Source organism: Panacibacter microcysteis, from assembly GCF_015831355.1.
Lineage (GTDB): Bacteria > Bacteroidota > Bacteroidia > Chitinophagales > Chitinophagaceae > Panacibacter > Panacibacter microcysteis.
On record NZ_JADWYR010000001.1, the window covers coordinates 942,325 to 965,921 of the forward strand.

Annotated in this window: 14 protein-coding genes; 6 read left to right on the forward strand and 8 right to left on the reverse strand. The window is 43.2% G+C overall.

From position 1 onward, the window contains the following. Positions 1 to 89: 89 nt before the first annotated feature. From I5907_RS03810 to I5907_RS03835, 6 genes are all read left to right on the forward strand, one after another. Positions 90 to 1,337: a WcaI family glycosyltransferase gene (locus tag I5907_RS03810; protein ID WP_196989398.1), complete on the forward strand. Its 1,248-nt coding sequence runs from the start codon at positions 90 to 92 to the stop codon at positions 1,335 to 1,337. 143 nt (positions 1,338 to 1,480) lie between these two features. After that, positions 1,481 to 2,875 carry an undecaprenyl-phosphate glucose phosphotransferase gene (locus I5907_RS03815; protein WP_196989399.1) on the forward strand — a complete coding sequence of 465 codons (1,395 nt, stop codon included), beginning with the start codon at positions 1,481 to 1,483 and terminating at the stop codon, positions 2,873 to 2,875. 323 nt (positions 2,876 to 3,198) lie between these two features. After that, on the forward strand, positions 3,199 to 4,800 hold the full coding sequence (locus tag I5907_RS03820) for a hypothetical protein (protein ID WP_196989400.1): 1,602 nt from the start codon (positions 3,199 to 3,201) through the stop codon (positions 4,798 to 4,800). 26 nt (positions 4,801 to 4,826) lie between these two features. After that, entirely contained in the window at positions 4,827 to 6,443 is a 1,617-nt protein-coding gene (locus I5907_RS03825) for a hypothetical protein (RefSeq protein ID WP_196989401.1), read from the forward strand. A gap of 457 nt (positions 6,444 to 6,900) precedes the next feature. Then, complete coding sequence (locus I5907_RS03830) at positions 6,901 to 7,260, forward strand: YciI family protein (protein WP_196989402.1); 360 nt, start codon at positions 6,901 to 6,903, stop codon at positions 7,258 to 7,260. 41 nt (positions 7,261 to 7,301) lie between these two features. Next, complete coding sequence (locus I5907_RS03835; protein ID WP_196989403.1) at positions 7,302 to 8,528, forward strand: RNA polymerase sigma factor; 1,227 nt, start codon at positions 7,302 to 7,304, stop codon at positions 8,526 to 8,528. 15 nt (positions 8,529 to 8,543) lie between these two features. On the opposite strand, the gene I5907_RS03840 is transcribed toward I5907_RS03835, so the two are convergent. The 8 genes from I5907_RS03840 to I5907_RS03875 form a co-directional block, all read right to left on the reverse strand. Beyond that, entirely contained in the window at positions 8,544 to 9,674 is a 1,131-nt protein-coding gene (locus I5907_RS03840; protein ID WP_196989404.1) for an endonuclease/exonuclease/phosphatase family protein, read from the reverse strand. A gap of 18 nt (positions 9,675 to 9,692) precedes the next feature. Then, positions 9,693 to 10,622, reverse strand: a complete 930-nt coding sequence (locus I5907_RS03845; RefSeq protein WP_196989405.1) for a rhomboid family intramembrane serine protease — start codon at positions 10,620 to 10,622, stop codon at positions 9,693 to 9,695. 35 nt (positions 10,623 to 10,657) lie between these two features. Next, a complete protein-coding gene (locus tag I5907_RS03850) occupies positions 10,658 to 11,416 on the reverse strand; it encodes a rhomboid family intramembrane serine protease (RefSeq protein ID WP_196989406.1) in 759 nt (252 codons plus the stop codon). 24 nt (positions 11,417 to 11,440) lie between these two features. After that, entirely contained in the window at positions 11,441 to 12,868 is a 1,428-nt protein-coding gene (gene rlmD, locus I5907_RS03855) for a 23S rRNA (uracil(1939)-C(5))-methyltransferase RlmD (protein ID WP_196989407.1), read from the reverse strand. Positions 12,869 to 13,781: 913 nt separating this feature from the next. Then, on the reverse strand, positions 13,782 to 15,221 hold the full coding sequence (locus I5907_RS03860) for an APC family permease (protein WP_196989408.1): 1,440 nt from the start codon (positions 15,219 to 15,221) through the stop codon (positions 13,782 to 13,784). Positions 15,222 to 15,230: 9 nt separating this feature from the next. After that, positions 15,231 to 16,313, reverse strand: coding sequence for an aromatic ring-hydroxylating oxygenase subunit alpha (locus I5907_RS03865; protein WP_196989409.1), 1,083 nt, complete (start codon positions 16,311 to 16,313; stop codon positions 15,231 to 15,233). Positions 16,314 to 16,723: 410 nt separating this feature from the next. Then, complete coding sequence (locus I5907_RS03870; RefSeq protein ID WP_346266766.1) at positions 16,724 to 20,284, reverse strand: VCBS repeat-containing protein; 3,561 nt, start codon at positions 20,282 to 20,284, stop codon at positions 16,724 to 16,726. A 404-nt stretch (positions 20,285 to 20,688) separates the two neighbouring features. Continuing rightward, positions 20,689 to 23,316, reverse strand: a complete 2,628-nt coding sequence (locus I5907_RS03875) for a GH116 family glycosyl hydrolase (protein ID WP_196989411.1) — start codon at positions 23,314 to 23,316, stop codon at positions 20,689 to 20,691. Positions 23,317 to 23,597 lie beyond the last annotated feature (281 nt).

A 23,597-nucleotide genomic window follows, 5' to 3' on the forward strand; every position in this document is an offset into this window, starting at 1 on the left:
CAATTTTATACCAACATTCTTAAATAATATGGCCACATTACAAATATATTTGTCCGTATTCATATTTGGATTAATATAAATATCAATCAATGGCGCATAGAATTCTCCTGATAGGCGGCAACTTTTCTCCTGAGCCAACAGGAATAGGCAAATACAACGGAGAAATGATGCAATGGCTGGCAAACAACGGAAATGAATGTGCGGTGGTAACAACTTACCCTTATTACCCCCAATGGAGATTAAGAGAACCCTATAAAAGCCATAACTGGTATAAAAAAGAAAATGTCAGTGTTAAAGGATCAGGTACTTTAACCGTTTACAGGTGCCCGCATTACATCCCCGCAAACCCAACCGGTAAAACACGGGTGCTGCACGATCTGTCGTTTGCTATCGCTGCCTTTTTCAAGGTTTTCGCATTGTTGTTTTCCAGGAAGTACGATGTGGTGATCAATGTATCGCCTCCGCTCATACCTGGCTTAATTGCAATAATGTATAAAAAACTCAGGGGGGCAAAGTTTGTTTATCATATCCAGGACCTGCAGGTAGATGCAGCAAATGATTTGGAGATGATCAAATCAAAACGCCTCATAAACGTACTTTTCGGCATAGAACGACTGATTTTAAAACAGGCTGATTATGTAAGCAGCATTTCACCGGGTATGATCAAAAAAATAAAATCCAAGGTGAATAAGGATATTGTTTTTTTTCCTAACTGGTCAGACACTTCATTTTTTTACCCCATCAACGATAAAGTTTCATTGAAGGCTGATTTTGGTTTTCAGCCATCAGATATCATTGCGTTGTATTCCGGGGCCATCGGCGAAAAGCAGGGATTGGAAGCCATATTGCACGCAGCCAGCAAGTTGCAAAACGTTTCGGGCCTGAAATTTGTTATTTGTGGCAGCGGGCCATACAGGGAAAAACTTGAAGGAACGGCAAAAGCAATGCAACTGCATAATCTTTTTTTCATGCCTTTGCAACCGCTGGAAATGTTTAACCGTTTTCTTAATATGGCCGATATACACCTAGTTATTCAAAAAGTAAATGCAGGAGACCTGGTTATGCCTTCCAAACTTACAAACATTCTTGCTGTAGGTGGCCTGGCTCTTGTAACAGCAAATCCTGGTACCAGTTTATATGAACTGGTTAATGATCACCAGATGGGCATTCTTGCAGATGCTGAAAACCAGGACGCCCTTGAAAAAGGAATTTTACAGGCAATGGGCGAAAGCGCCGGTGTATACAGAGATAATGCAAGACGTTTTGCAGAGGCCAACCTCGCGATAGATATGGTAATGCAGCGATATTCAAAACAATTGCTGGCACCTGCAAAATAAGACCTTGACAATCATTATATACGGTATTACATTTTATTAATGATGTTACAATTATGTTAACCGCTCGTATTTTACAGTACTTTTGAGTAGCTGTCGGGCGCTTTCCATAGATGATTTTTGAATCAAGAAAAGATAATCAGCTTATGGCATCCTTGTTTTCTATATATCTTAGAATAACCTGTTTTATTGCAGACCTGCTATTCATAAATTTTTCTTACCTCTTTAGTTATTACCTCGTCAGCACTGTATACCACCCTGATTTGACATGGAATAACAGATATCTCGTCGGTGCGGTGGCATTTAATTTTATCTGGATGTTTTCCTCCCTCATCATGAGGTTGTACCAGCAATCATCTTTTAATGTGCTGGAAAACTTTTTTCGTAAAACATACCGTACGGCTCTAATGCACTTTGTGCTGTTCATGGCATTCCTGTTCTTCACCAAAAGCAATATTCTTCAAAGTGTATTCCTTACCAGTTTTGCCCTGATGGCGGTGCTTTTTCTGGCAAGCCGTTTTGTTATTGTATACCTGATGGACTATCTGCAGAAAAGAACAAAACGCGGTAAAAAAATAGCCATTCTCGGTTACAACTCCACTGCCGAAAAACTTGCAGCTTATTTCCAGAAACGAAAAGGTGATTTTATTTTCGAGGGTTTTTTCGACGATGAAATTGCCCGGACAAATACAAGAGGTCCTCTTAATATACTTGGCGATTTACAAAACTGCTTTGATTATGTTGCAGAGAACAGAGTGGAAGAAATATATTCTACCATCCTCCCCAACCAGAATTTGCAGGTTGAACAATTACTCATTGCGGCAGAGCAGAAATGTGTACGCGTAAAGTTCGTACCAGATTTTTCACGCCAGTTAGACGATCGCTTCTTCATTTCTTTTGTTGAAGATTTCCCCATCATCACCTTAAGAAAAGAGCCACTCGACCAGATCGACAACCGCTTTAAAAAACGCCTGTTCGATGTCGTTTTTAGTTCACTTGTTATCGTGCTTATCCTTTCATGGCTTACACCAATACTTGCCCTGCTCATCAAACTGGAAAGCAAAGGTCCTGTTTTTTACAGCCAAAAGCGATCAGGCAGAGACAACATAGAATTCTGGTGTCTCAAATTTCGCAGCATGCGTGTAAACAATGAAGAGTCAAAACAAGCCACCAAAGGGGATCCACGCATCACCAGGGTCGGCGCCTTCTTACGCAAAACAAGTCTCGATGAAATTCCACAGTTCTTCAACGTATTTATGGGAGATATGAGTGTTGTAGGCCCACGCCCTCACATGCTCGCCCATACTTTGCAATATAGCAGCCAGATAGATAAATTCATGGTACGTCACTTATTAAAACCCGGTATTACAGGCTGGGCACAGGTTAGCGGCTACCGCGGAGAAACAGAAGATCCGGAACTAATGAAAAAGCGTGTAGAACACGATCTTTGGTACATGGAGAACTGGTCACTAATGCTCGATGTAAGAATTGTTTTTCTTACTATCATCAACATGTTCAAAGGCGAAAAAAACGCTTATTAAATTCATGCCTTTTTCATCACCCGCCGCTTTCTACAGTTTAGAATGATCAGGTTACCGGCAGCTGTTTTTCATGGCATCACCTCTTGCGTCGCACACTTGTACCGTAAACCATTTTTCAGCTTTTACGATGTGTCTGTTCTATCTTACACAATTGCAGCACACATTATAGTATTGCCCGGCACTGCAATGTTTTACGCTAAACGCGCCTGCCACTTTTACCCTGTACATCCCATTACCTGTCTGCCTGCTGCACATTATTTGCTATAGTGCTTTATTTTTTAAACTAATTGTCTTCTATTTGCAACAGTAATAAATATTGCTTCATGCATATACCTATAAAGAACAGGCTGCTAAGAACCGTTTCACCCTGCCTGCCGTTATTATTATTCTCATTGCACTCCAATGTTGTACAGGCACAGGCTCCGGTATTAAGATTGTCCAATAGTTTTAACGAGCAACAGGTTGTTTATAACAACGACACCTTTTTACATACAGCATGGCGGCCATTGCTTTACACAGATACTTCCACCTATGTACCGCAGGGCTCCTGGTTTCACCGTAAATTTTTTAATGAGCACCTTGTAGCAGTAAGGCAAAAAGATTTCAACCTCAATTTCGACATCATCTTCGATGAGTATATTGGTGCATCCAAAAGACCAACACACCCGTTCAATTCAGAAAAGGAATCGAAAGCAATTATGATGAACACCCGCGGTTACGAACTGTCGGGCAACATCTCCAATAAGTTTTATTTCCAGACGTCATTCTACGAAAACCAGGGCAGGTTTGGCGGTTATCTCGACAGCTTTATCAGAACAGTTCGCGTTATACCCGGCCAAAGCGCTTATAAAAATATTGGTGATGGTCTTGGGTTTGATTTCAGCAATTCAGATGCACGCCTCATTTATGTTCCTTCCAAAACCTTTACGTTTGATCTTGGGTATGGCAAAAACTTTATAGGCGATGGGTACAGGTCCATGCTCTTATCTGACTGGGCGTATAATTATCCTTATCTCAAAACGTCTGTAAATCTGGGCAAGGTACAATACAGCTTCATGTGGTCTCAGCATATCAGCGATCGTAACCCGGCATTGAACAACATAGATGAGCAATTCAGGAAATGGTCCCAAACATTCCTGTTAGACTGGAAAGCCACCAAAAAATTATCCATTGGTTTATTTGAAAAAGTAATATGGCCCGACCAGGATTCTGCACGCCGTGCAGACCGCAGCCCATGGATCGCAAGCCCGATCATGTTTGTACACGGCAGCAAATCCCCTTCCGGCGTACACAACAATGTGGTTATAGGCACAAACCTTAAATACCAGTTGTTGAACAAAACACATGTATACGCCCAGTTTGCAGCAGACCACCTGGGAGAAATTTCTTCCTGGCAAACAAAGTATGCCATACAGGCCGGCATACGCTCCGGCGATATGTTCAATGTCAAAAACCTAAATGGCCTGCTGGAATTTAATACGGCAAGACCATACATGTATGCCACCAACCTGCTCAATACAAACTATGCGCATTTAAAACAATCTTTTGCACACCCAACCGGCGCCAACTTTAAAGAAGGCCTGCTGCTCCTGGACTATACTTATAAAAAGCTGTACGTGCGTTTTGAAACCTTTGTTACCAAATACGGTGCAGACTCATCAGCCACCTCTAATTTTGGCAGCGACATCTTTAAATCTACTGCAACAAGATCTGTTTCTGATAACGTTAAAACAGGCCAGGGTGTAGATGCCAGCATTTTCTTTGCAGACCTTAAACTTGCTTATATACTTAACCCGGTAACAAACATGCGCATTGAAACAGGTTTTACTTACCGCAATAACAAAAGCGACCTCTTCAATTACCAGGACAGGATGATATACATCGGTATCCGCATGTCATTCAGAAAAATCAGTTACGACTTCTAAGGCAACTACCCGTAAAAAGAGAAATTATGCAATCTATATACGCCATCAAAAAAACAGTCTTTATCACCTTCTTTGCATCGGTGATGGTTGCAGGCAGGGCGCAACAGATACCGCTTGATGCCGCGGTACAAAACCGTTTCAATGAACTTACATTATCTGCAGATACCAATATATTCACCGGTTTTCGCGCACTGAACTGGCTGGAGTTAAAACCATATCTCACCAACCGTGGTACTGAGATTATGGATAGCACATTTGGCATTTCTTATACCGATAATGGTTACGCCTTTAAAAACATCGGCACAGACAACTGGATGAAGACCTCAGGCGATAAAGGTGTTTTCGTGGCCGATCCTTTTATCACACTTGCAGGTGGTTTTGCCAACAATGGTGACGGAGGCCTCTTACAGGCTGCCGGTGGTGTGCAGCTACAGGGCATATACAATGATAAGTTGTCTTATAGTTTTGGTGTGGTTACAGGCTTCAGGCAATACCCTTCCTACCTGCGCAATGCCATCACTTCTAACCAATACTATCAGCCCGGTCTTGGTAAAAGCACCATGCAGAACGACGGATTTACTTCCACACAATTCAACGCAAACATTACCTATGTTGGCGGAAAGCATTTTACAGCAGCAGCAGGCTATGGCAAAAACTTTATAGGAGATGGCTACCGCAGCCTTCTTTTATCAGACAATGCACCAAATGCACCATACATCAGGCTGCAGGCAAAACTCTGGAAGCTCACTTACAATGTACTGTATACGCGCTACGAGAATCCGCGTTTTCAAACCTTTGGCAAAACGCAGGTTAAATACAGCACCACGCACTACCTTGGTGTAAACCTATCCAAAAGATTACAGGTTGGCCTTTACGATAATGTTATCTGGCTCAAAGACGATTCCACCAGCCAGCGTGGGTTCGATGTGCAGTATGTAAACCCGCTCATATTTATCAGGCCCATCGAATTCACTTTTGGCTCACCTGATAATGCATTTGTTGGTATTACTGCCAAATACAAGCTCTACAAAAACGGTTACATCTACGGCCAGCTGGGCCTCGATGATCTCAACCTTTCATCCTCGCTCAGGAACGATGCACAGCATTACGGCAATAAATACGCGTTGCAGTTTGGTATTTGGAACAAAGACGTTTTTGGTTTAAAAAACCTCTCCTGGCGCCTTGAATGGAATGGCGTAAGGCCATACATGTACGGCCACGGTTTTGGAAAGATTGGTTTGAATTATACACACAACAACCAATCTTTGGCCAACCCTTTCAATGCCAACTTCCATGAGTTTATTTCCATATTCCAATACCATAACGACCGCTGGTATGGCACACTCGAAAACCTCTTTACCATACGTGGCGAAAACCCGGGTCTACCTTATAATAACGGGGAAGATTTGTGGGGCGGAGAAACAGGTGTACCAACGTTTGGCAGCAAAACGCTGCAGGGTACAAAACACAAATACCTGTATAACCAGTTAAGCGCAGGTTACCTGCTCAACCCGCGCAACAGGCTTTCTATACAGGCAGATATTGTATATCGCCGCCACAGTGCGCCATCGTTTACCAACTCTACCATGTTCTTTATGCTTGGCATACACACCAGGCTGTTCAATCTATACCACGATTTTTAACTGTCCGTTCATTTTTCCTGCACTGCTGCCGGTACTGTTTGTTAATGATGGTTGCCGGCAGCAGTTTTTTATGGCATCACCTGTTGTGTCACTCACTTGTACGCGTGGTTATGATGGCAACTAAAGCGATCTGTTTACGCCAGCTTGCGGCCGGTAACAATAACGCTTTGGTATATGTATTACTGGTTATGTAACAGCCGGCAAACCACTACAGGCATCATAACGGCAACCAAAGGTTGCGTGCTTTACGCCGCCATAAAACCTGTTACATAAAAAGCAGGGGCTTGCACCCGTGCTGAATTATTTGTTGCAGTACAAGAGTGCGACGCAACAGCAGCCAAATACAGATACTGCAGCCCGGTTCCAAAAAAAATTTTACTTACATTGTCCAATACAACCACGTTGGATTGTTATTAGTGTAAACACAATATTTAATAACAGTAAATCAAAAAAAACTATGGATGAGTTTATGCTGATCTTCCGTCACGAAGACGGGCAAAAAATAGCTTCTCCCGAACAAATACAGGTTTGGATGAAACAAACAATGGACTGGATTGGCGGTATAGCTGCGCAAAACAAATTCAGCGGTGGTAACGGCCTGCCATTTGAAGATGCAAAGGTTGTATGGCACAACAACGTGGTAACAAATGGTCCGTTTGGCGAGATCAAAGAAACGATTGGTGGCTACATTATGGTAAAGGCAGACTCTGTAGATGAAGCCGTGGAATTTGCCAAAGGCTGCCCCGTTTTGCAGGGCGATGGCAACAGTGTGGAAGTAAGAAAAATTGTACGCGGCGGCACAGATGGCGTTCATTGATAAAACACAGGCCCCTGTATTTTGCCGGGGGCTTACTTTATATGGAACAACAGGAACTGATACCACACCTTTTCAGGAATGAATACACAAAGATTACAGCGGTGTTGTGTAAACGTTTCGGCTTTGAGCACATAGAAGCTGCAGAAGATATTGCCAGCGATACTTTTCTTACTGCGGCACAAACATGGGTTATTAATGGTGTGCCTGCAAACCCCGTAGCATGGCTATACAATGTAGCCGGTAACAAAGCAAAAAACTTCCTGAAAAGGCAACACCTGTTTCAGCAAAAGATAGCACCAGCACTAAAAAATGCACCAGGCTTTTCTGAAGAAACGGGTATTGATCTTTCTCCACAAAACATCAGCGACAGCCAGTTGCAGATGATGTTTGCGGTTTGCGACCCCTGTATTCCCGCAGAAGCACAGATTGGCCTGGCGCTTCGCATATTGTGCGGCTTTGGCATTAATGAAATTGCAGACGCGTTTCTTACCAATACAGAAACGATTAATAAGAGATTATCGAGAGCAAAAGAAAAGCTGCGGCAACAAAATGTAACACTGCAATTTCCTGCTGCGGCGGCTGCAGATGCCAGGCTTGCCAATGTATTAACGACCATCTACCTGCTTTTTAGTGAAGGCTATTATTCGGAAAGTACGGCTGCAACAGTGCGTAAAGACCTTTGCCTCGAAGCTATGCGGCTATGCAGCCTGCTTACAGCAAATGAACACACCAATACTGCACCGGTAAATGCATTGCTCGCTTTAATGTGTTTCCATGCATCGAGGTTTGATGCAAGGGTGGGCACCAACGGCGAGATGATCCTGTATGATGAACAGGATACCAGCTTATGGAATACTGATCTGGTAGCGAAAGGCACGTGGTACCTGCATCGTGCAGCTACAGGCAAACAGATATCAACCTACCATATAGAAGCCACTATTGCTTACTGGCATACGCAAAAAGAAGATACCCCGGAAAAATGGGAAACCATTCTGCAACTGTATAACCGCCTGCTGCAAATAGCTTATTCCCCGGTTGCCGCATTGAACAGGACCTATGCGCTGGCAAAAGCCAATGGCAAAGCCGCTGCTATAAAAGAAGCGCTGCAATTAAACCTGCATCAGCATCATTTTTATTTTGTACTGCTGGGTGAGCTTTATACCGGCGTTGATGAGGAAAAGGCCAGGCGGTATTTTGAACAGGCTTTGGCACTCGCCAAAACTTCTGCCGATAAGTCTGCTATTATGCGCAGGATTCAACGACTTTGAAGTGCATGAAACAATTTACTTCCATTTCATGTCTGCTATCACGGGGTAGTGATCGGAAAGCCTGATCTTTTCTCTTTTGCATTGTATAACATGCATGGAAGTATCAGGCAAACAAAAGTCGATACGCAATGTGGGGCCAATCTTGTAAAATGTATTTCCCAGCCCTGAGCCTTTTGCAAGAAATGCGTCCTGCAGATTATCATCTTTCAGGAGCCTGTAATTGTAAGAGCCGGGCGTTGTATTCATATCTCCGCAGTAAATAACGGGGTAGTTGCTTTTGTCAATAGCCTTACGGATGATGTCAACCTCCTGTTCATGCTTTATCTCTGTTTCCCTTATACGATATTCAGCATGCCTTTTTTTCTTGTAGGTAATTTCGTAAATATTCTCATCCTGGAACTTGCCGGCCGTATCGGTATAGATATACAAAGATTGTAAGTGTGCAGTAAAAACCCTGATACGCCTGTTATCAAACATAACATCAGCATAAATAAGGTTTTCATTTTTATCCTCGTGATTAATATTAATGCGGCCACTGTCTATTAACGGCAGTTTGCTGTAAATGGCAACGCCTTCTGTAAGTGTTGCGTCAGCATTTTTAAGCAGTCTTGTAACCCGGTCGTTTGAACAGTAATAATATTTGTAGCCGATAGAGTCCAGTTCCTTCCTAATCGGGTAACGGCGCTTTGCATTCTCAATGTTGCGGTATTCCTGTATGCATATAATATCAGGGCTATAGTTATTGATATTCCTGATGATACCTTCCCTGGAATCCCTGTATTCATTCAGCGATTCTTTGCGCAGGTTGTTTGCAAAGCCCTGCACATTCCATGTCATTACCCGCAATGCAGCAGCATCTTTCTCCATGATCCACGGCTGCTCCGGGCGCAATGCAAATGTGTTGGTAAAATTAAAATAGCTGATGGGTAAAAGGCATATTCTTATAATGGCATACTTACGGTTTATAAACAAACCTATAAGGCAACATAAAACGTACACCACAAAAATGTAAGGGAAACCAAGGCCAAATAAAGCGGGATAAGAGAAATATGAAGGAGGAATAAAAGTGCTGAGCGAGGCCAGCAGAAAGCATGCAGTAATAACGATACACAATGCTCCCCAGAGAAACCGTAAAATTTTTTTCATGTAATTGTGTGAAGCTGGTTAGTTGAGACCTTCCTGGCTTGCTTTCTTCAACATTTCTTTTTCTTCTTCTGAAAGCGCTGCATAGCCCTCCTGGTTGATTTTATCGAGCAGTTCATCTACTTTTTGCTGTGTAAGACGTGGCGTTTTTTCAAAAGGTTTGCGCGACACTTTATAGAAGCGCTGCTGGCGAAACTGCTTACCGCTATATTTCTTTTCCGGGTTAAACAGGTCACCCGCTTTATTAAAGGCCGTGTTCATCCACGCACCCATGTCATAACCGCGCCTCAGCTGTATCATAAAAAGGAAACCCATTAGCGCACCCGCCAGGTGTGCTACGGCTTCTACATTGTCATTTTTTACAAATGCGAAATAATCGATGGCCACATAAACAAGCGTAAGCACCCATACCGGTATGCCGCCATTAATCATAGGGAAGAGCTTATACTTTGGCGATAGCGTAGTAACAGCTACTGCAATAGCCATTACAGCAGCGCCCCCCCCCATCATAGGAGCGGCTTCCACACTGGCGCCGGGTATAAAATTTGCCGCCAGTACAAATCCGGCCGCACCCGCAAGGCCGCCATATATATAAACAGGGAATAATTTTGTATTGCCGGTAAGGTCTTGCAGAATATAGCCAAAGCCCCATAACCATAGCACCGTACCAATCATACCCATTACTTCAGCATGCGAAAACATGTAGGTCAGTATCGTCCAGGGTCTTTCAGCAAGAGTAGCTGCTTTCGCAGGCAAAAAAATCCAATCCGTGATCTGCAGGTGGAAATTTTGTGCTGCCTCCATCTTGGAATCGTAGCCCAGCCTGTAAACAATATTGATAAAACCCAGGATGATAAAAATAACGATGTTGATGATAAGCAGCCATGTAAGCGCATTATTATCCTGCCCCAGCAATATCGGACTCTTCTTATTTTGCTGCATTACACTCATTGTATATTAAAATTATCACTTAAAGAGATCTTGAATTAGTAAAACGTTTTTTTGTTGGTTTTGTTCCAGAAATACACCATCAAAAAACCAACCAAAGCCCCACCCAGGTGCGCTATGTGGGCCACTGTATCTCCGGCACTGTTTTGAAATGTTGCATATAATTCAAAACCGGCATAAAACAGCACAAACCATTTGGCTTTAACCGGTAAGAAGAAGTACAGGTAGATGTACGTGTTTGGAAAAAGATATCCGAATGCTGCCAGGCACCCGAATACAGCCCCTGACGCGCCAATAGTCGGAATGCTCAGGTTAAGATTTACCAGCGCCTCTGCAAAACCAACCGATAAATCATTCATATTGGAAATATTGTATTTCTGTATAAACATCGCCAGGCGCTCTACAGAATTACCAATCGAATTAAATTCATTGATCATGGCAGCATTCTGGAAATACAATACGATCATATGACACAATGCCGCACCCAAACCAGAAACAAGGTAAAATGTAAGAAACCTTTTCGGCCCCCAAACATTTTCCAGTATCGATCCAAACATCCACAAGGCAAACATATTAAAGAAAATATGATCGATTCCGCCATGTAAAAACAGGTATGTTACAAACTGCCATGGTTTAAACAGCGGGCTTTGCCAGGTGTGCAAGGCAAATGCATCTTCCATACTGAACTGGTCTGCAGGAATTACATTTTGCGCAATAAAAACAAGTACATTGATAATAATAAGGTTCTTAATAATTGTTGGCAGTATCTCAAATCTCCCGGGCCTGAATTCTGTCATCTTGCGTATTTAAATATTCAACAATCAGTTTTTCAATTTTAGCTGCACCACGTTTTCAATATGATGCGTGTGTGGAAACATATCAACCGGTTGTATCTTTTCTACGGAATATTTTTCTCCTAAAAGGGCAAGGTCTCTTGCCTGTGTTGCAGGGTTACAGCTTACATATACGATCAACGGCGCTGCCATTTCCAATAGTTTACTCACCAGTTTTTCATGCATGCCGGCTCTTGGCGGGTCTGTAATAATTACATCTGGTTTTCCATGAGCGGCAAAAAAGTCATCGTCGCATATTTTTATAACGTCACCACAGTAAAAATCAGCATGCGCAATATTATTAATGGCTGCATTTTCCTTTGCGTCTTTAATTGCATCTTCCACCACTTCCACGCCAATAATTTTTTTAGCCTGCCTGCTTACAAAAATACCAATGCTTCCCGTACCACAATAAAGATCGTATACGGTTTGTGTGCCATTTAATTCGGCAAAGTCTCTTGTAACCTGGTAAAGCCTTTCCGCTTGTTTTGTATTTGTCTGGAAAAAAGACTTAGGGCTTACCTTAAAACGAAAATCTTCCAGCGTGTCTGTAATATAACCCTTGCCATAGTAGATTACCGGCTCCAAATCTGTGAGACTATCGTTAAACTTAGCGTTGATCGTATACAGCAGTGTAGTAACAGATGGAAATGTTTTCAGCAAATGATCAAGCAGCGCTTTCCTGGCAGTTTCCTTTTCGTAACCCAATATCACGTTCACCATTATTTCACCTGTCGCAGCAATGCGCACCTGCATATTTCGCAGCCAGCCTTTATGCAGTTTAATGTCGTAAAAAGGCATATCCAGTTCCTGTACAAATGCGGCTGCGGCATTGCGTAAACCATTGGTAGGCTCCTGCTGCAGGTGGCATTTGTTAATTTCCACCACCCTGTCAAACATACCTTTGGCATGAAAACCGCCCACCTCCTGGTCCATGGCCGCTTTCACATCCACACCTGTAGCTTTCAACTGCGCAAAAGCATCGTCAGGTATAAATTTTTTGGTAGCAAAAGTATATTCCAGTTTGTTGCGGTATTCCCGTGTTGCATCGCAGCCTATAATTGGCATTATCACCGGCAGCGGCACTTTCCCTATCCGCTGCAAATTATCAGCTACCTGCTTTTGCTTGTAAAAAAGTTGTCGTTCATATGGCAGCATTTGCCACTGGCAGCCGCCACATGTACCAAAATGTTCACAAAATGGCGTTACACGCTGTGTTGCCACTTCTTTAAACCGCAGGGGCCAGCCCTCCGCCCAGTCTTTTTTACTTTTAATCACCATTACATCCACTACATCGCCAGGTACAGTACGCTCAATAAAGATCACTTTACCATTCACTTTTGCAAGCGATTTACCTTCGGCAGCATAATCTTCCACCAAAACATTTTCCAGTATTACAGGCTGTTTTTTTCTCACGCCGCAAATGTAACCATGATTGACCTGAAATATAAACCGCAAATAAAGTTTAAGATTTTTATGTTACCGGCTGTAGTACTTCGTGTCATCGCCTGTTGTGTCACTCACTTGTACAGTTGGATTCTTTATGCAGCAAGGGTGCGGTTATGCAGCGTTTCAACAAATAGCTTTTGCACTAATAGTAATCATGCTTTGTTTCATACAATGATTTGTTTCTATGAAGTTGTTCCCGATTCTTTTATCCTGACACAAAAGAACCGACTAGTCAGTTACACCAGCACCATGCGGGATAGCAGCTATATCGATTAAAAAAGGAATCTTCACCATTCACGATTCACCATTCACGATTCACCATTCACCATTCACGTTTGCCGTCTCTCGTACTAAAAAAAAGTAAAACCCGGACTCGTTGCGGGTTAACCCGGCCTCGGAAAAATGGCGTGAAGAAATTTACGTAATGCAGCGTTAAGCAGCGAAGATGATGCGTAATGTTATACTGTAATTCACAAGTCTTCGGTGAATATTTATTCTACAGCCACATGTATGACTTCTTCGCTGTAGCGTAATGCAGTAAATTTTAGCCGGTTTTTCCGCAGCCTTGATCTTTTTTGTTACCTGTTTGCATCAAGGCAAAAAAGTAAATACGCTGCTGGTGAAGACAAAGGTTTTTTTTACGAAGCTGTTACCGATTCTTTTGTCCCGACACAAAAGAACCGACTAGTCAGTTGCACCAGCATCATGCGGAATAACAGCTTTGTTGCTTGAAACAAATTATCTCACGTTTGCCGTTTCACGTCTCACGACAATCATTGATCCTTTTTCAATTCGAGGCAAAAAAGTAAATACGCTGCTGGTGAAGACAAAGGCTTGTTTCTGCGAAACTGCAGAGTCTCGACTAATCTTTGTGACAAAATTATCCAGGTAATTTTTGCTGCTTCTTTTTAAAATACCAGTAAAGCGGAATACCACTGGCAGTGAGTACAAGGCCAAATACCGAATTCATGATGTGTGTTTTACCGGAAGTATAATTGCTGATGTCATTATACAAAATCATCACCAGGTAGAAAGCATTGAACAGCAATACCAGTAATGGCATCCATGGATACAGCCAAACTTTGTAAGGCCGTTCTGCGGCCGGCATTTTTTTTCGTAAAATAAATAAACCCGCAATAAGCATCAGGTTAAATACCCATACTATAAATATGTACATATCAGCCAGGATATTAAAGCTGCCGCTGATCACCATACAAATCATCCAGGCAAGATGCAGCATTATTGCGTTGCCGGGTGTTTTAAAACGTGGATGAATTATTCCCGCCCAGGTAAAAAAGGCGTGGTTGTTTGCCATAGCGAATGTTAACCTGGGAGCACTAAGTATAGTCGTATTAGTTGGGCCAAGTACCGATAAGCAGATCAGCAATGCTATAATACCACCGCCAATTGCGCCAAACGCTTTGCGTGCTGCATCAGAGGCTACCATTTGAGAAGATGCCATATCGCCCACAGGTAAAATATACATCATGGCTGCGGTGATCAGCATGTATATTATCATACAAACAAAAAGACCCAATATCAAACTTCCCGGAAGCGTTTTACCAGGATTCTTTACTTCACCTGCCATGTATACGATCATATATGCACCGTCATAAGCCTGTAAAGCGCCATTACATGCTGCCACCATGGCAACTACCAATGCAAAGCCGGCCGGCATCAATGCTGGTGTAGCGGTAATCAAATTGTCTACACTGCCCTTCCCTGAAAAGCATAGGCCACCGACCAGGAGTATTATGGCGAGTACTTTGGCAACCGTAAAAATAACCTGAACAGCACCACTCAATTTTGTGCTTCTGTAAGCTATAAAGGAACCGATGATGAGTAATAGGATGGTAAATGTTTTAACACCCGCATCTTCGAGTGGCAATATGTCTCCGATCAATGGAATATGTATGGCAACCGACTGTTCTGTTTCTGTAGAAAAACGCGGCAACTTAAAAAAATACTGCACGTACTGTGCACAGATAAAGGTTATTCCCGCACCAGATGCTGTATTGATCACCGCGAAATTTGCCCAGCCATACAGGTAAGCCCAGAAATCGTTGTACATCGTTTTCATAAAAACGTACTGTCCGCCGGTAGCGGGCATCATTGCACCAACTTCTGCAATAACCATAATGGCAAAGATGGAAAACACCCCTGCAATAACCCATGTAACCAGTACCAGCAGCGGCGATCCCAGCAGGCCGGCCATTTCAGCGGGCCGCATGAATATGCCCGATCCTATTACGCCGCTTATTACAATAGAGATAGCAGTAGTAAAGCCTATGGTACGGTTAAAAGAATGTTTGTCACTCATCGTGCTTTATTATTGAATAAACGTTGCGATAAGCGAGTGAAAATGGTGTGTGCCCTGCTCCCTGTTGGGTGAATACCTGCCATGCGTATAGAACCTTGAGCGAATACCTTTTTGTACATTTTCCACTACTTCCTCATCTTCCAGTTCAACTGTATCCAACCCGGAACCGGCTCCTGTATTAAGTTTACTTTCATCGAATACGTAAGTAAGAAAAGAGACTTTCGTTTCATTTATACCCAATGGCTGTACAATATTCAGTGACAAACCCCAGGGATAAAAATTAAACATCATATTCGGGAATGTCCAAAAATAATATGCTGCAACATCTTTACCATAATCTGGTGAATCAACAGGAAGGTTAAAACATACATCGCCTTTTTTGCCAATACCCAACTGTAGATTGCAATACCTGAAAACTTCTGTCGTGTATTCCCCGAAATCAAGTACTGCGTTTAAGCCGGCGTGTACAAAAGGAATATGAAAACCTTCCAGGTAGTTCTCGCAATACAAAGCCCAGTTAGCCTTTACGTGGTAATCTTTTGAAAGGTCTGCACGATAAACCAGCCGGTCCATCGGCAGCCAGCCAACACGATCAACCATTTCTTTGAAAAATATTGCTGCTGGCGCAACCGGCTGAAGGGATGTAAACAAAAGGCTGCCCCATTGAAACAGGGAAAGGTTGTGCAGGTTGTCGGCCTGGCCCGGGAAATCTTCTACTTCTTTAAACTCAGGCATGGATATAAATTTTCCATCCAGCGAGAACAGGCGCCCATGATATTTGCAACGTAACTGGTTTAGTTTACATGCTTCGTAAACAACGAGGTTACCCCGATGCGTACATACATTACTCATACAATGCAATGCACCCTCTTTGTCTTTTACGAGTAACAAAGGTTCATCAAGGTACTGTTCTAATAAGGTAAATGGGTATGCTGATCCATTTTCATTCACCAGCCCGGTATCTCCTATGAACTGCCATGATGGTGCAAATATCTTTTCCTTTGCATCGACAAAGTATTTGCTGCTTGTGTAAAAGTCTGTATGAATCGTTTTGGCTTTGGCAATATTGGGGTCAATAAAAAAAGAAGTCATAAGCAAAAAGCAATTTTTTTAAAGTTATCGTTTTTGAGTCTTATTGCATGAAGAGATAATAGACGTGAAACGTGAGACGTGAGAGGTGAAACGTGAGATTATTTTTGTTTAGGCAACACAACCGTTATCCCGCATCGTGCTGATGCAACTGGCAATTTGGTTCTTTTTTGCCAGGCCAAAAGAAAGAGAAACAATTTTGAAGAAACAGATCACTCTATGAATGGAAGCATATTTACTGCCCTCACAAAACTATTTACTGAAACGCAACAAGGCCGCACCCTTGCTGCATACAGAACCAACCGTATAAGTGAGTGACACAACAGGCGATGATAGTAGCAATGCCGTTGGCCACTTAAAAAAAACCGGTTGATTAACAACCGGCCCTGAAAAAAAATAAGCGTTTACTTCAGTTATTGTATTACTCGTTTTTCGCCTTTTTTATTTACTGCTTCTACTTTTTGCACCTGTTTATTTACTACCATAAAATTTGATGACTGTGATAAAAAAGAAGAGCCGTAATAAATTTCCTGCTTTCTTTTTTTGCCTGTCTGCAGCGTGAGGATAAAATAAGCATCATCTTTTTGCGGCGTGATGATGACGGAAGTATCACGTTTTTGGAAGACTTTCATTACATCCCTGTTTTGCGAGGCAGCCAGCAAATACGTATTGTGTGCTGCACGTAGTTTTATAAGCGCTTTACCATCTCCGGGCAGGTAAAAACCACTATGCAGTATAGACTGCGGTAAAAAATTTCCTTTACCATCACCCAGTAACACAAGGCCATCCAGGGCATCGTACCGGCCATTGGTTACTTCTGTGCCATAGTCGTTGGTTGCTGCGATAATATCTAGATTGCCGTCGTTATTAATATCTTCTGCTACCATGGCATTGAGTGGTGCAACCTGTGCTATTAAAGGCAGTGCCGTTAGCGTAAACCTGCCGCCTCCCTTGTTTTCGATATAGCTGCTGCTGAAATTGTTGGCTTCGAAGATTGATGCATCTTTTAATGTATCGGGAGAAAATATTCTGGAAAAGTCCGCCTCTCCAAAAGACTTGTACGAAAGGAATTTTTTCTTGAGGGATGGTAGTGCATCAACAATATCATCCCGGTTTTGCGCGGTGAATTCACCGGGTTTGCCGTTCTGGTCCTTGAGGTAAACGGTAGGTATGGCATCGAAGATACCGTTCTTGTCAAAGTCTTTACCATACACTCTTACAGGGTGATCGTGGCTGGCGCGGTAGAAAGAATTTTTACCAAGGTTACCGGTTATATAATCGACATCACCATCGTTGTCGAAATCGCCAGCTGTAATGCTTGTCCACCAGCCAATTTCATCTGCAATACCACTTTGCTTTGTAACGTTTTCGAATTTGCCGCTGTTGTTTTTAAAAAAGGTAACTGGCATAAACTCGCCTGCAAGTACAAGATCTGTAAAACCATCATTGTCAAAATCGGTAAAGAGTGCATCGCAGACAAGACCGATATTTTCGAGGCCTTTTGCAACCTGTGCCGTTACATCTGTAAACTTTACAGCGCCTGGTTTGGAATCGTTTCTAAGCAGCACAGAGCTTACCGGTTTCGGATATTGACCAGGTAATACCCTGCCGCCCACAAACAGATCAAGATCTCCATCGTTATCATAGTCCAGCGCCCTTACACAGCTTTTGCTGGTGTAGTTTTCCGGCAATGCCAACGTATCTATAGCAAAGTTGCCGCCGCCATTATTGATGTACAGGCGGTCCTGGTAATTTTTAGAATTTGCCTCAAACTCGTTGCTTCCATTGGCGCAGTAGAGATCAACATCGCCGTCGTTGTCTGCATCAAACAACAGTAAACCCATGTTTTCGGGTCTCCTGGAACCTTTCCATGTAAGCAACGGCAGTTCTTTGGAAGTGAACCTGCCATCTTTTTGCTGCAGGAAAAACATGCCCGGGTTATCGCCCGTGCCGCCTGTAAAAATATCATCGAGCCAATTGCCATCTACATCGGCGGCGGCAAGACCAGGGCCGTACTGCGATAGTTTGTGGGGCAGCAAACGCTCTTTATTAAAATCAATTACATCCATTTCTTTGTGCATGTAATTAACGCCTGATGAAACGGTGATGTCTGTAAAGGCGCTGCTGCTGGTGGTAGCGGGCACATACCAGTTATCTGCAATATTGGCGTTTTTGATATCTGCATTGATACGCTGGTTGGTATTCACACGTTGCATAACCTGCTTTGTATTATTGGGCCAGCGTATAATAACGGAATCAGCAACATCTAGTGTATCCATACCAAAGAAGGCCTTTGTATCTACAGACGACAGGTAGCCCCTGTATGGATTGTTTTCATACACCTGCTTTATTCCACCGGCGTATACCTCAACCCATGCGCCAATGCCGTGTACGTTCTTTGCATCACCTTTAAAATTGATTTCGAGAAAATTTGCCCTGGTAGTTTTATCTGTATTGGTAGTGTTGATGTAAACACTGGCAACCTCATTAATGTTATTGATCACATAATCAAGATCTCCGTCCCTGTCGAGATCTGCATATACAGCCCCGTTGGAGAAAGAAGGTTCATCGAGGCCCCATTGTGCGGAATAGTTTTCAAACTTCAGGTTGCCAAAATTTTTAAACCCATAGTTGGGAATTTTGATCTGTGGTATTTCTGCCATCAACATTTCTTTACTGGCAATGTTTGCAGCTTTTGCACGGAATGCAGCAAAATCGTGGTCGGTAACATCTCTCGGGTAGCCATTGGTGATAATGATGTCTTTATTGCCGTCATTGTCAAAATCTGCAATGGATGGATTCCAGCTCCAGTCAGTTTCTGCTACGCCCGCAAGAAAGCTGATATCGCCAAAAACCGGTTCGCCAACAGAATCGTTGGCATTTACTGTGGGCCCCATATTCAGTTGCAACGTGTTCCTTACATATTGTAACATCACCGGGCCATAATACATGTTCTGGTAAATAAAATAATTGTTACCGCTCATGTTCTTTTTCTTGCGGTAGTTATCTTCCGGGTTCATGTCTACCGCAATAATATCCTGCAGGCCGTCATTATTAATATCGCCAACATCGTTACCCATAGCGTTTTGTGATGTATGCTTGAATACCTGCTTTATTTTATTGGAGAATGTACCGTTTTTGTTGTTGATGAAAAGGTAATCGCTCGTAAAAAAATCATTCGTAATATAAATATCTTTCCAGCCATCCTGGTTTATATCTGTGATGGCTATACCAAGGCCATAACCACTTTCTTTGATGCCTGCTTCTTTGGAAACATCTGTAAATACAGGGTGCTTCAGTGTTTCACTCCAATCGTTACGGAAGAGTTTATCTGCATCAGAAGAGTCTTTTTTTCTTTCGTCGCTAAATTTCGACGCATCTCTTTTAGCAAGTTTCGTGGTAAGCAGGTACATGTCGAGATCGCCATCATTGTCATAATCAAAGAATGCAGCATGCACAGATAAGCCGGTGTCTGCAATACCATATTCTGCCGCCATTTCTTTAAATACGGGAACGTTGTTTTTATTCAATCCCTGGTTGATGTAGAGCAGGTTCTTACGCTCGTCAGGGTTTGTCCGGATGGTATTGGTAACATAAATATCATCCAGCCCGTCATTGTTGATATCAATTACAGACGCTGCATTAGCCCACCTGTGTTCGCCGGTAACTTTTGCTTCTTCGGTTACATCTTTAAAAGAAAGATCGCCCTGGTTGAGGTATAGCTTGTTGGAGGTAGTGCTGGCTGTAAAATACAGGTCGGGCAGGCTGTCTTTGTTAAAATCGCCCACCGCCACACCGCCGCCATTGTAAAGAAATTCCATATCGATGGGGTTAATGGAATCATTTTCTTTAATGGTATTTACAAAGTCTATTTTGGTAACGTTGGGCGATAGCTTTACAAACAATGTATCGCTATGCTGGTTGCAGGCAACCAACGAACCTGCAACAATGAAGAGGGTTAATAATTTTGACACTGGCAAACACCTGGTAAACATCTGTAGAAAAATTTTGCATGAAAACTAAGTAATTGTTCTCTTCTCTGCTGATATTTTTTTCAGGAGCCTTGCCATGCTCGCATAGCTGCCAAAAGTTATACAGATTAACGGATTGCGACGCAAGGGACGATGCCATGAAATACCACTGCCGGTATTAAAATTTCCTGAAACTTTTGATGTCGCAATTTTTTGTTACAAGGCGCAGCTTGTTTTTTGCCCGTAGCTGTGCTGCCGGTTATTTTTTTGTACCAGGCACTTGTGCAGGCATGAAGCACCTGTTGCGTCGCACACTTGTACGGCAGCAACTTTATTGAGCAGGTGCGAAGAACTGAGCGAAGGTTTTATCATCAGCCGTGCCTAACAGATTTTCATGGCACAACCGCTTAAGCGTTATAAGGGGTTTTCCGGCCATTGATGTTTAAAAAACGAATATCGATTGTGCCCGAGACAACATTCACCAACACTTTGCCGGCTTTATAGGTAACGTTTCCAAAACCAGTTGCGGCAGAAAGGAAGGCGGTAAAATTACCCACTTTCGAATCGATGTAAAGTGTTTGTTCTACTGCATCGTAGCGCAAACCGGTAAGTGCCTGCAGGTAACCATAACTGGACAGCGCCCTGGCATACCAATGCCCACACTCATACTCATTAAACGGATTGCGCACGGTGCCATCGTAGCGGTTTCGGCTGGCCCTTAATATCTCCAGGCCTTCTGTTACACTGCCCATAAGCATAAGGTGAGAGGCCGCCTGGTGTTCAATGCCTGTCCATACTTCATCGCTGTAAACAAACGGCAAAGAAAGTTTGCCGCCTTTTGGCCATGAACACAATAGCAGGCCGCCTTCTTCTCCCAGTGCAAACGCCGGCCGTTGCGGGTTGGCATGATCGCTGAGGTTTTCTTTGAGGTTGTATTTGTGTACAGCCTTTAGGTGGCTCTTTATTTTAGCACTATCAACCGGGTCATTTAAAAAACACATGCGTGCTACCCACGCACCCAATATACCGTCTGACAAGCAGCCCGTACCATACTGGTATTTTGGACCTTCCTTTTTCAGCAGTTCCTGCGCTTCTTTGGAATATTCGCCACCGAAAGATTTTGCAGTAGCAGGGTTTTCGGCCTGCAAACCTGTGTACTGGATTTTTTGAATAAAATACTCACCATCGTACAATGCAGTTTCAAGAAAAGATTTTCCTTTGGCCGCAAGCGCTTTGTATGCTGATGCGTCCCGGCCAAGATAATCCGACATAGCAATGAATGCTTCCAGCGCGCCCAGATAAAAGCTGCAATGCATACCATCCGGGCCCCAGAACTCTATATCATAGGTATTGTGGTGCGGTTCTTCAATAATACCTTTCCCTTTCGGATCCCAGGTACGGATGCAGTAATCCATACTCTTTTTAACCATGGGATATATTTTCTTCAACCATTCGTTGTCTCCGCTGATGCGCCATTCCCTGTACACTTTCATAATGCCGCCAAGTTGCCCATCGGCAGCAGCATGAAAATCATGTGATGCAGGCTGTATGGGCAACACAGCCCTGAAATTCTGGTGGCCCTGCGCATCCTGGCTTTCGCAAAACTCTGTGGCACGAAGACTTCTCTCCAATGCGGGAAAAAGATGTGCAGTTGCCTGTGCATAATTCCATACATGTGTACACGAACCATGGCAGCAGCCAAAACTATCGCCACACCCTTCCCAGTTCCAGAGCCGGCCATCATACTGCCGCATAACAGTGGGCGATTTAAGAATAGTAAGGTTTGCTGCTACAGCTTCCAATACTTCGGGTGGAAGTGTGCTATTGAAGAAAGCATTTTTGAATAAAACAGATCTGCCGCGCAATGCATCGTAATGTTCTTTCCAGTATGCGCATACATCCCGGATATTTTTAAACCTGCTGCTGTACCAGGGCTTATAATATTTTGCATCAAAATCTTTATCGTATTTATCCAGCCCGATATCTGCCGGCGAATTGCAGCACCCTGCAGCGGCATCGCATGGCTCCTTTTTTTTGCCCGGCGTACCAAATGTCAATAGTGAGTCGGGCGTATACCAGGCAAACATTACTTTAATGGTTTTCTTTTCACCCTGCGCCAAAGAAAATGGTACGTATAAAGATGCACCGGGCGCATCTTTTTCAACAGGCGACACAGATGGTGTTTCAGCATTTTTTACAGCATTCCATGCCATGGTCAGCGGATCCCACCAGCCACCCCGAAACCAGCAGTGATTGATTACTGTTGCATCATCATTGGTGAATATGGCGAAATCGGTTTTTAGCGTTTTGTCTTTACCAGTTTCGCCGGTGAGGATAAAACCATTTTGCAAAGCACTGATAGAATTATTGCTTTGTTCTTCGCGCAAAAAATTGGCGGCATTGAAAGAAAACACCGCATCCAGCTTTGCCGCGCCGGTATTCTGGAACGTATATTCCATACCACCAACCTGCATACCGGAATTGTCTTCATCACCCGGAATAAAAGGGCTCCAGCCGGTCACCGAGACCTGTAAAGGCAGATCATCATCCAGGAGATCGAGTGTTGCAAAAGGAAACCTTGGTAAGAATGTCGCGTGGCGAAACCTTGGCAGACCGGTAGTGGCGCCTGTTGCGCCGTTTCCTGCATCTTTCTGCCCGAATTTTTTCCAGCCGGGCACAGGCCCTTCCAATACTTTGGCACCATTGGAAAGTTGCTTTACTGCTATTGCAGCAAATAAGGGGGGCGTATTAAACACATCCGGTGCATTTTTTACAGACATATGTGAAATAGCACCTGTGCCTTCCATACAAAACATGCCCGCACCCAAACCGCCAATGGGAAATGCTACCCGGTTTAAATGTTCGCCGGTGTAGGCAGCATTGTATGCACGGCTTACTTTACCGGTTTTTATACCCGATGTTTTATCATTTGCCGGCAGGGTGGCTGCGCCTGTAACCCCCGGCACAATGGCTGTACCGATTGAACCGATGCCGACATGCTTCAGGAAAGAGCGGCGGTTTGAATTTTTACTCATAGAGCAGGCTGTTATAAGTGCATGTATTGCATTTCTAAGTTAGTCAGAAAATAACTACAAACATGTTTCAGCATTTATGATGATGATGTGCGCGTTTGTGCTGGTCAAATATATTTTTCCTGGTGAGTATACTATGCTGGTATATGCTGTGTTGTTGACAAAATAGTACGTATGCAACAAAAAATCATATCAAAATTGAGATGCCAATATAATATCAGAATGCGCTAATTAGTGTGTGCGAATACACGATATACAATGGTATTTTGCATTGAGATTGCCAG

What these genes read in the sequence shown, in the direction of transcription:
- I5907_RS03810 (WP_196989398.1), top strand. Translation starts at nt 90, where the DNA reads ATGGCGCATAGAATTCTCCTGATAGGCGGCAACTTTTCTCCTGAGCCA.
- I5907_RS03815 (WP_196989399.1), top strand. Translation starts at nt 1,481, where the DNA reads ATGGCATCCTTGTTTTCTATATATCTTAGAATAACCTGTTTTATTGCA.
- I5907_RS03820 (WP_196989400.1), top strand. Translation starts at nt 3,199, where the DNA reads ATGCATATACCTATAAAGAACAGGCTGCTAAGAACCGTTTCACCCTGC.
- I5907_RS03825 (WP_196989401.1), top strand. Translation starts at nt 4,827, where the DNA reads ATGCAATCTATATACGCCATCAAAAAAACAGTCTTTATCACCTTCTTT.
- I5907_RS03830 (WP_196989402.1), top strand. Translation starts at nt 6,901, where the DNA reads ATGGATGAGTTTATGCTGATCTTCCGTCACGAAGACGGGCAAAAAATA.
- I5907_RS03835 (WP_196989403.1), top strand. Translation starts at nt 7,302, where the DNA reads ATGGAACAACAGGAACTGATACCACACCTTTTCAGGAATGAATACACA.
- I5907_RS03840 (WP_196989404.1), bottom strand. Translation starts at nt 9,674, where the DNA reads ATGAAAAAAATTTTACGGTTTCTCTGGGGAGCATTGTGTATCGTTATT.
- I5907_RS03845 (WP_196989405.1), bottom strand. Translation starts at nt 10,622, where the DNA reads ATGAGTGTAATGCAGCAAAATAAGAAGAGTCCGATATTGCTGGGGCAG.
- I5907_RS03850 (WP_196989406.1), bottom strand. Translation starts at nt 11,416, where the DNA reads ATGACAGAATTCAGGCCCGGGAGATTTGAGATACTGCCAACAATTATT.
- I5907_RS03860 (WP_196989408.1), bottom strand. Translation starts at nt 15,221, where the DNA reads ATGAGTGACAAACATTCTTTTAACCGTACCATAGGCTTTACTACTGCT.
- I5907_RS03865 (WP_196989409.1), bottom strand. Translation starts at nt 16,313, where the DNA reads ATGACTTCTTTTTTTATTGACCCCAATATTGCCAAAGCCAAAACGATT.
- I5907_RS03875 (WP_196989411.1), bottom strand. Translation starts at nt 23,316, where the DNA reads ATGAGTAAAAATTCAAACCGCCGCTCTTTCCTGAAGCATGTCGGCATC.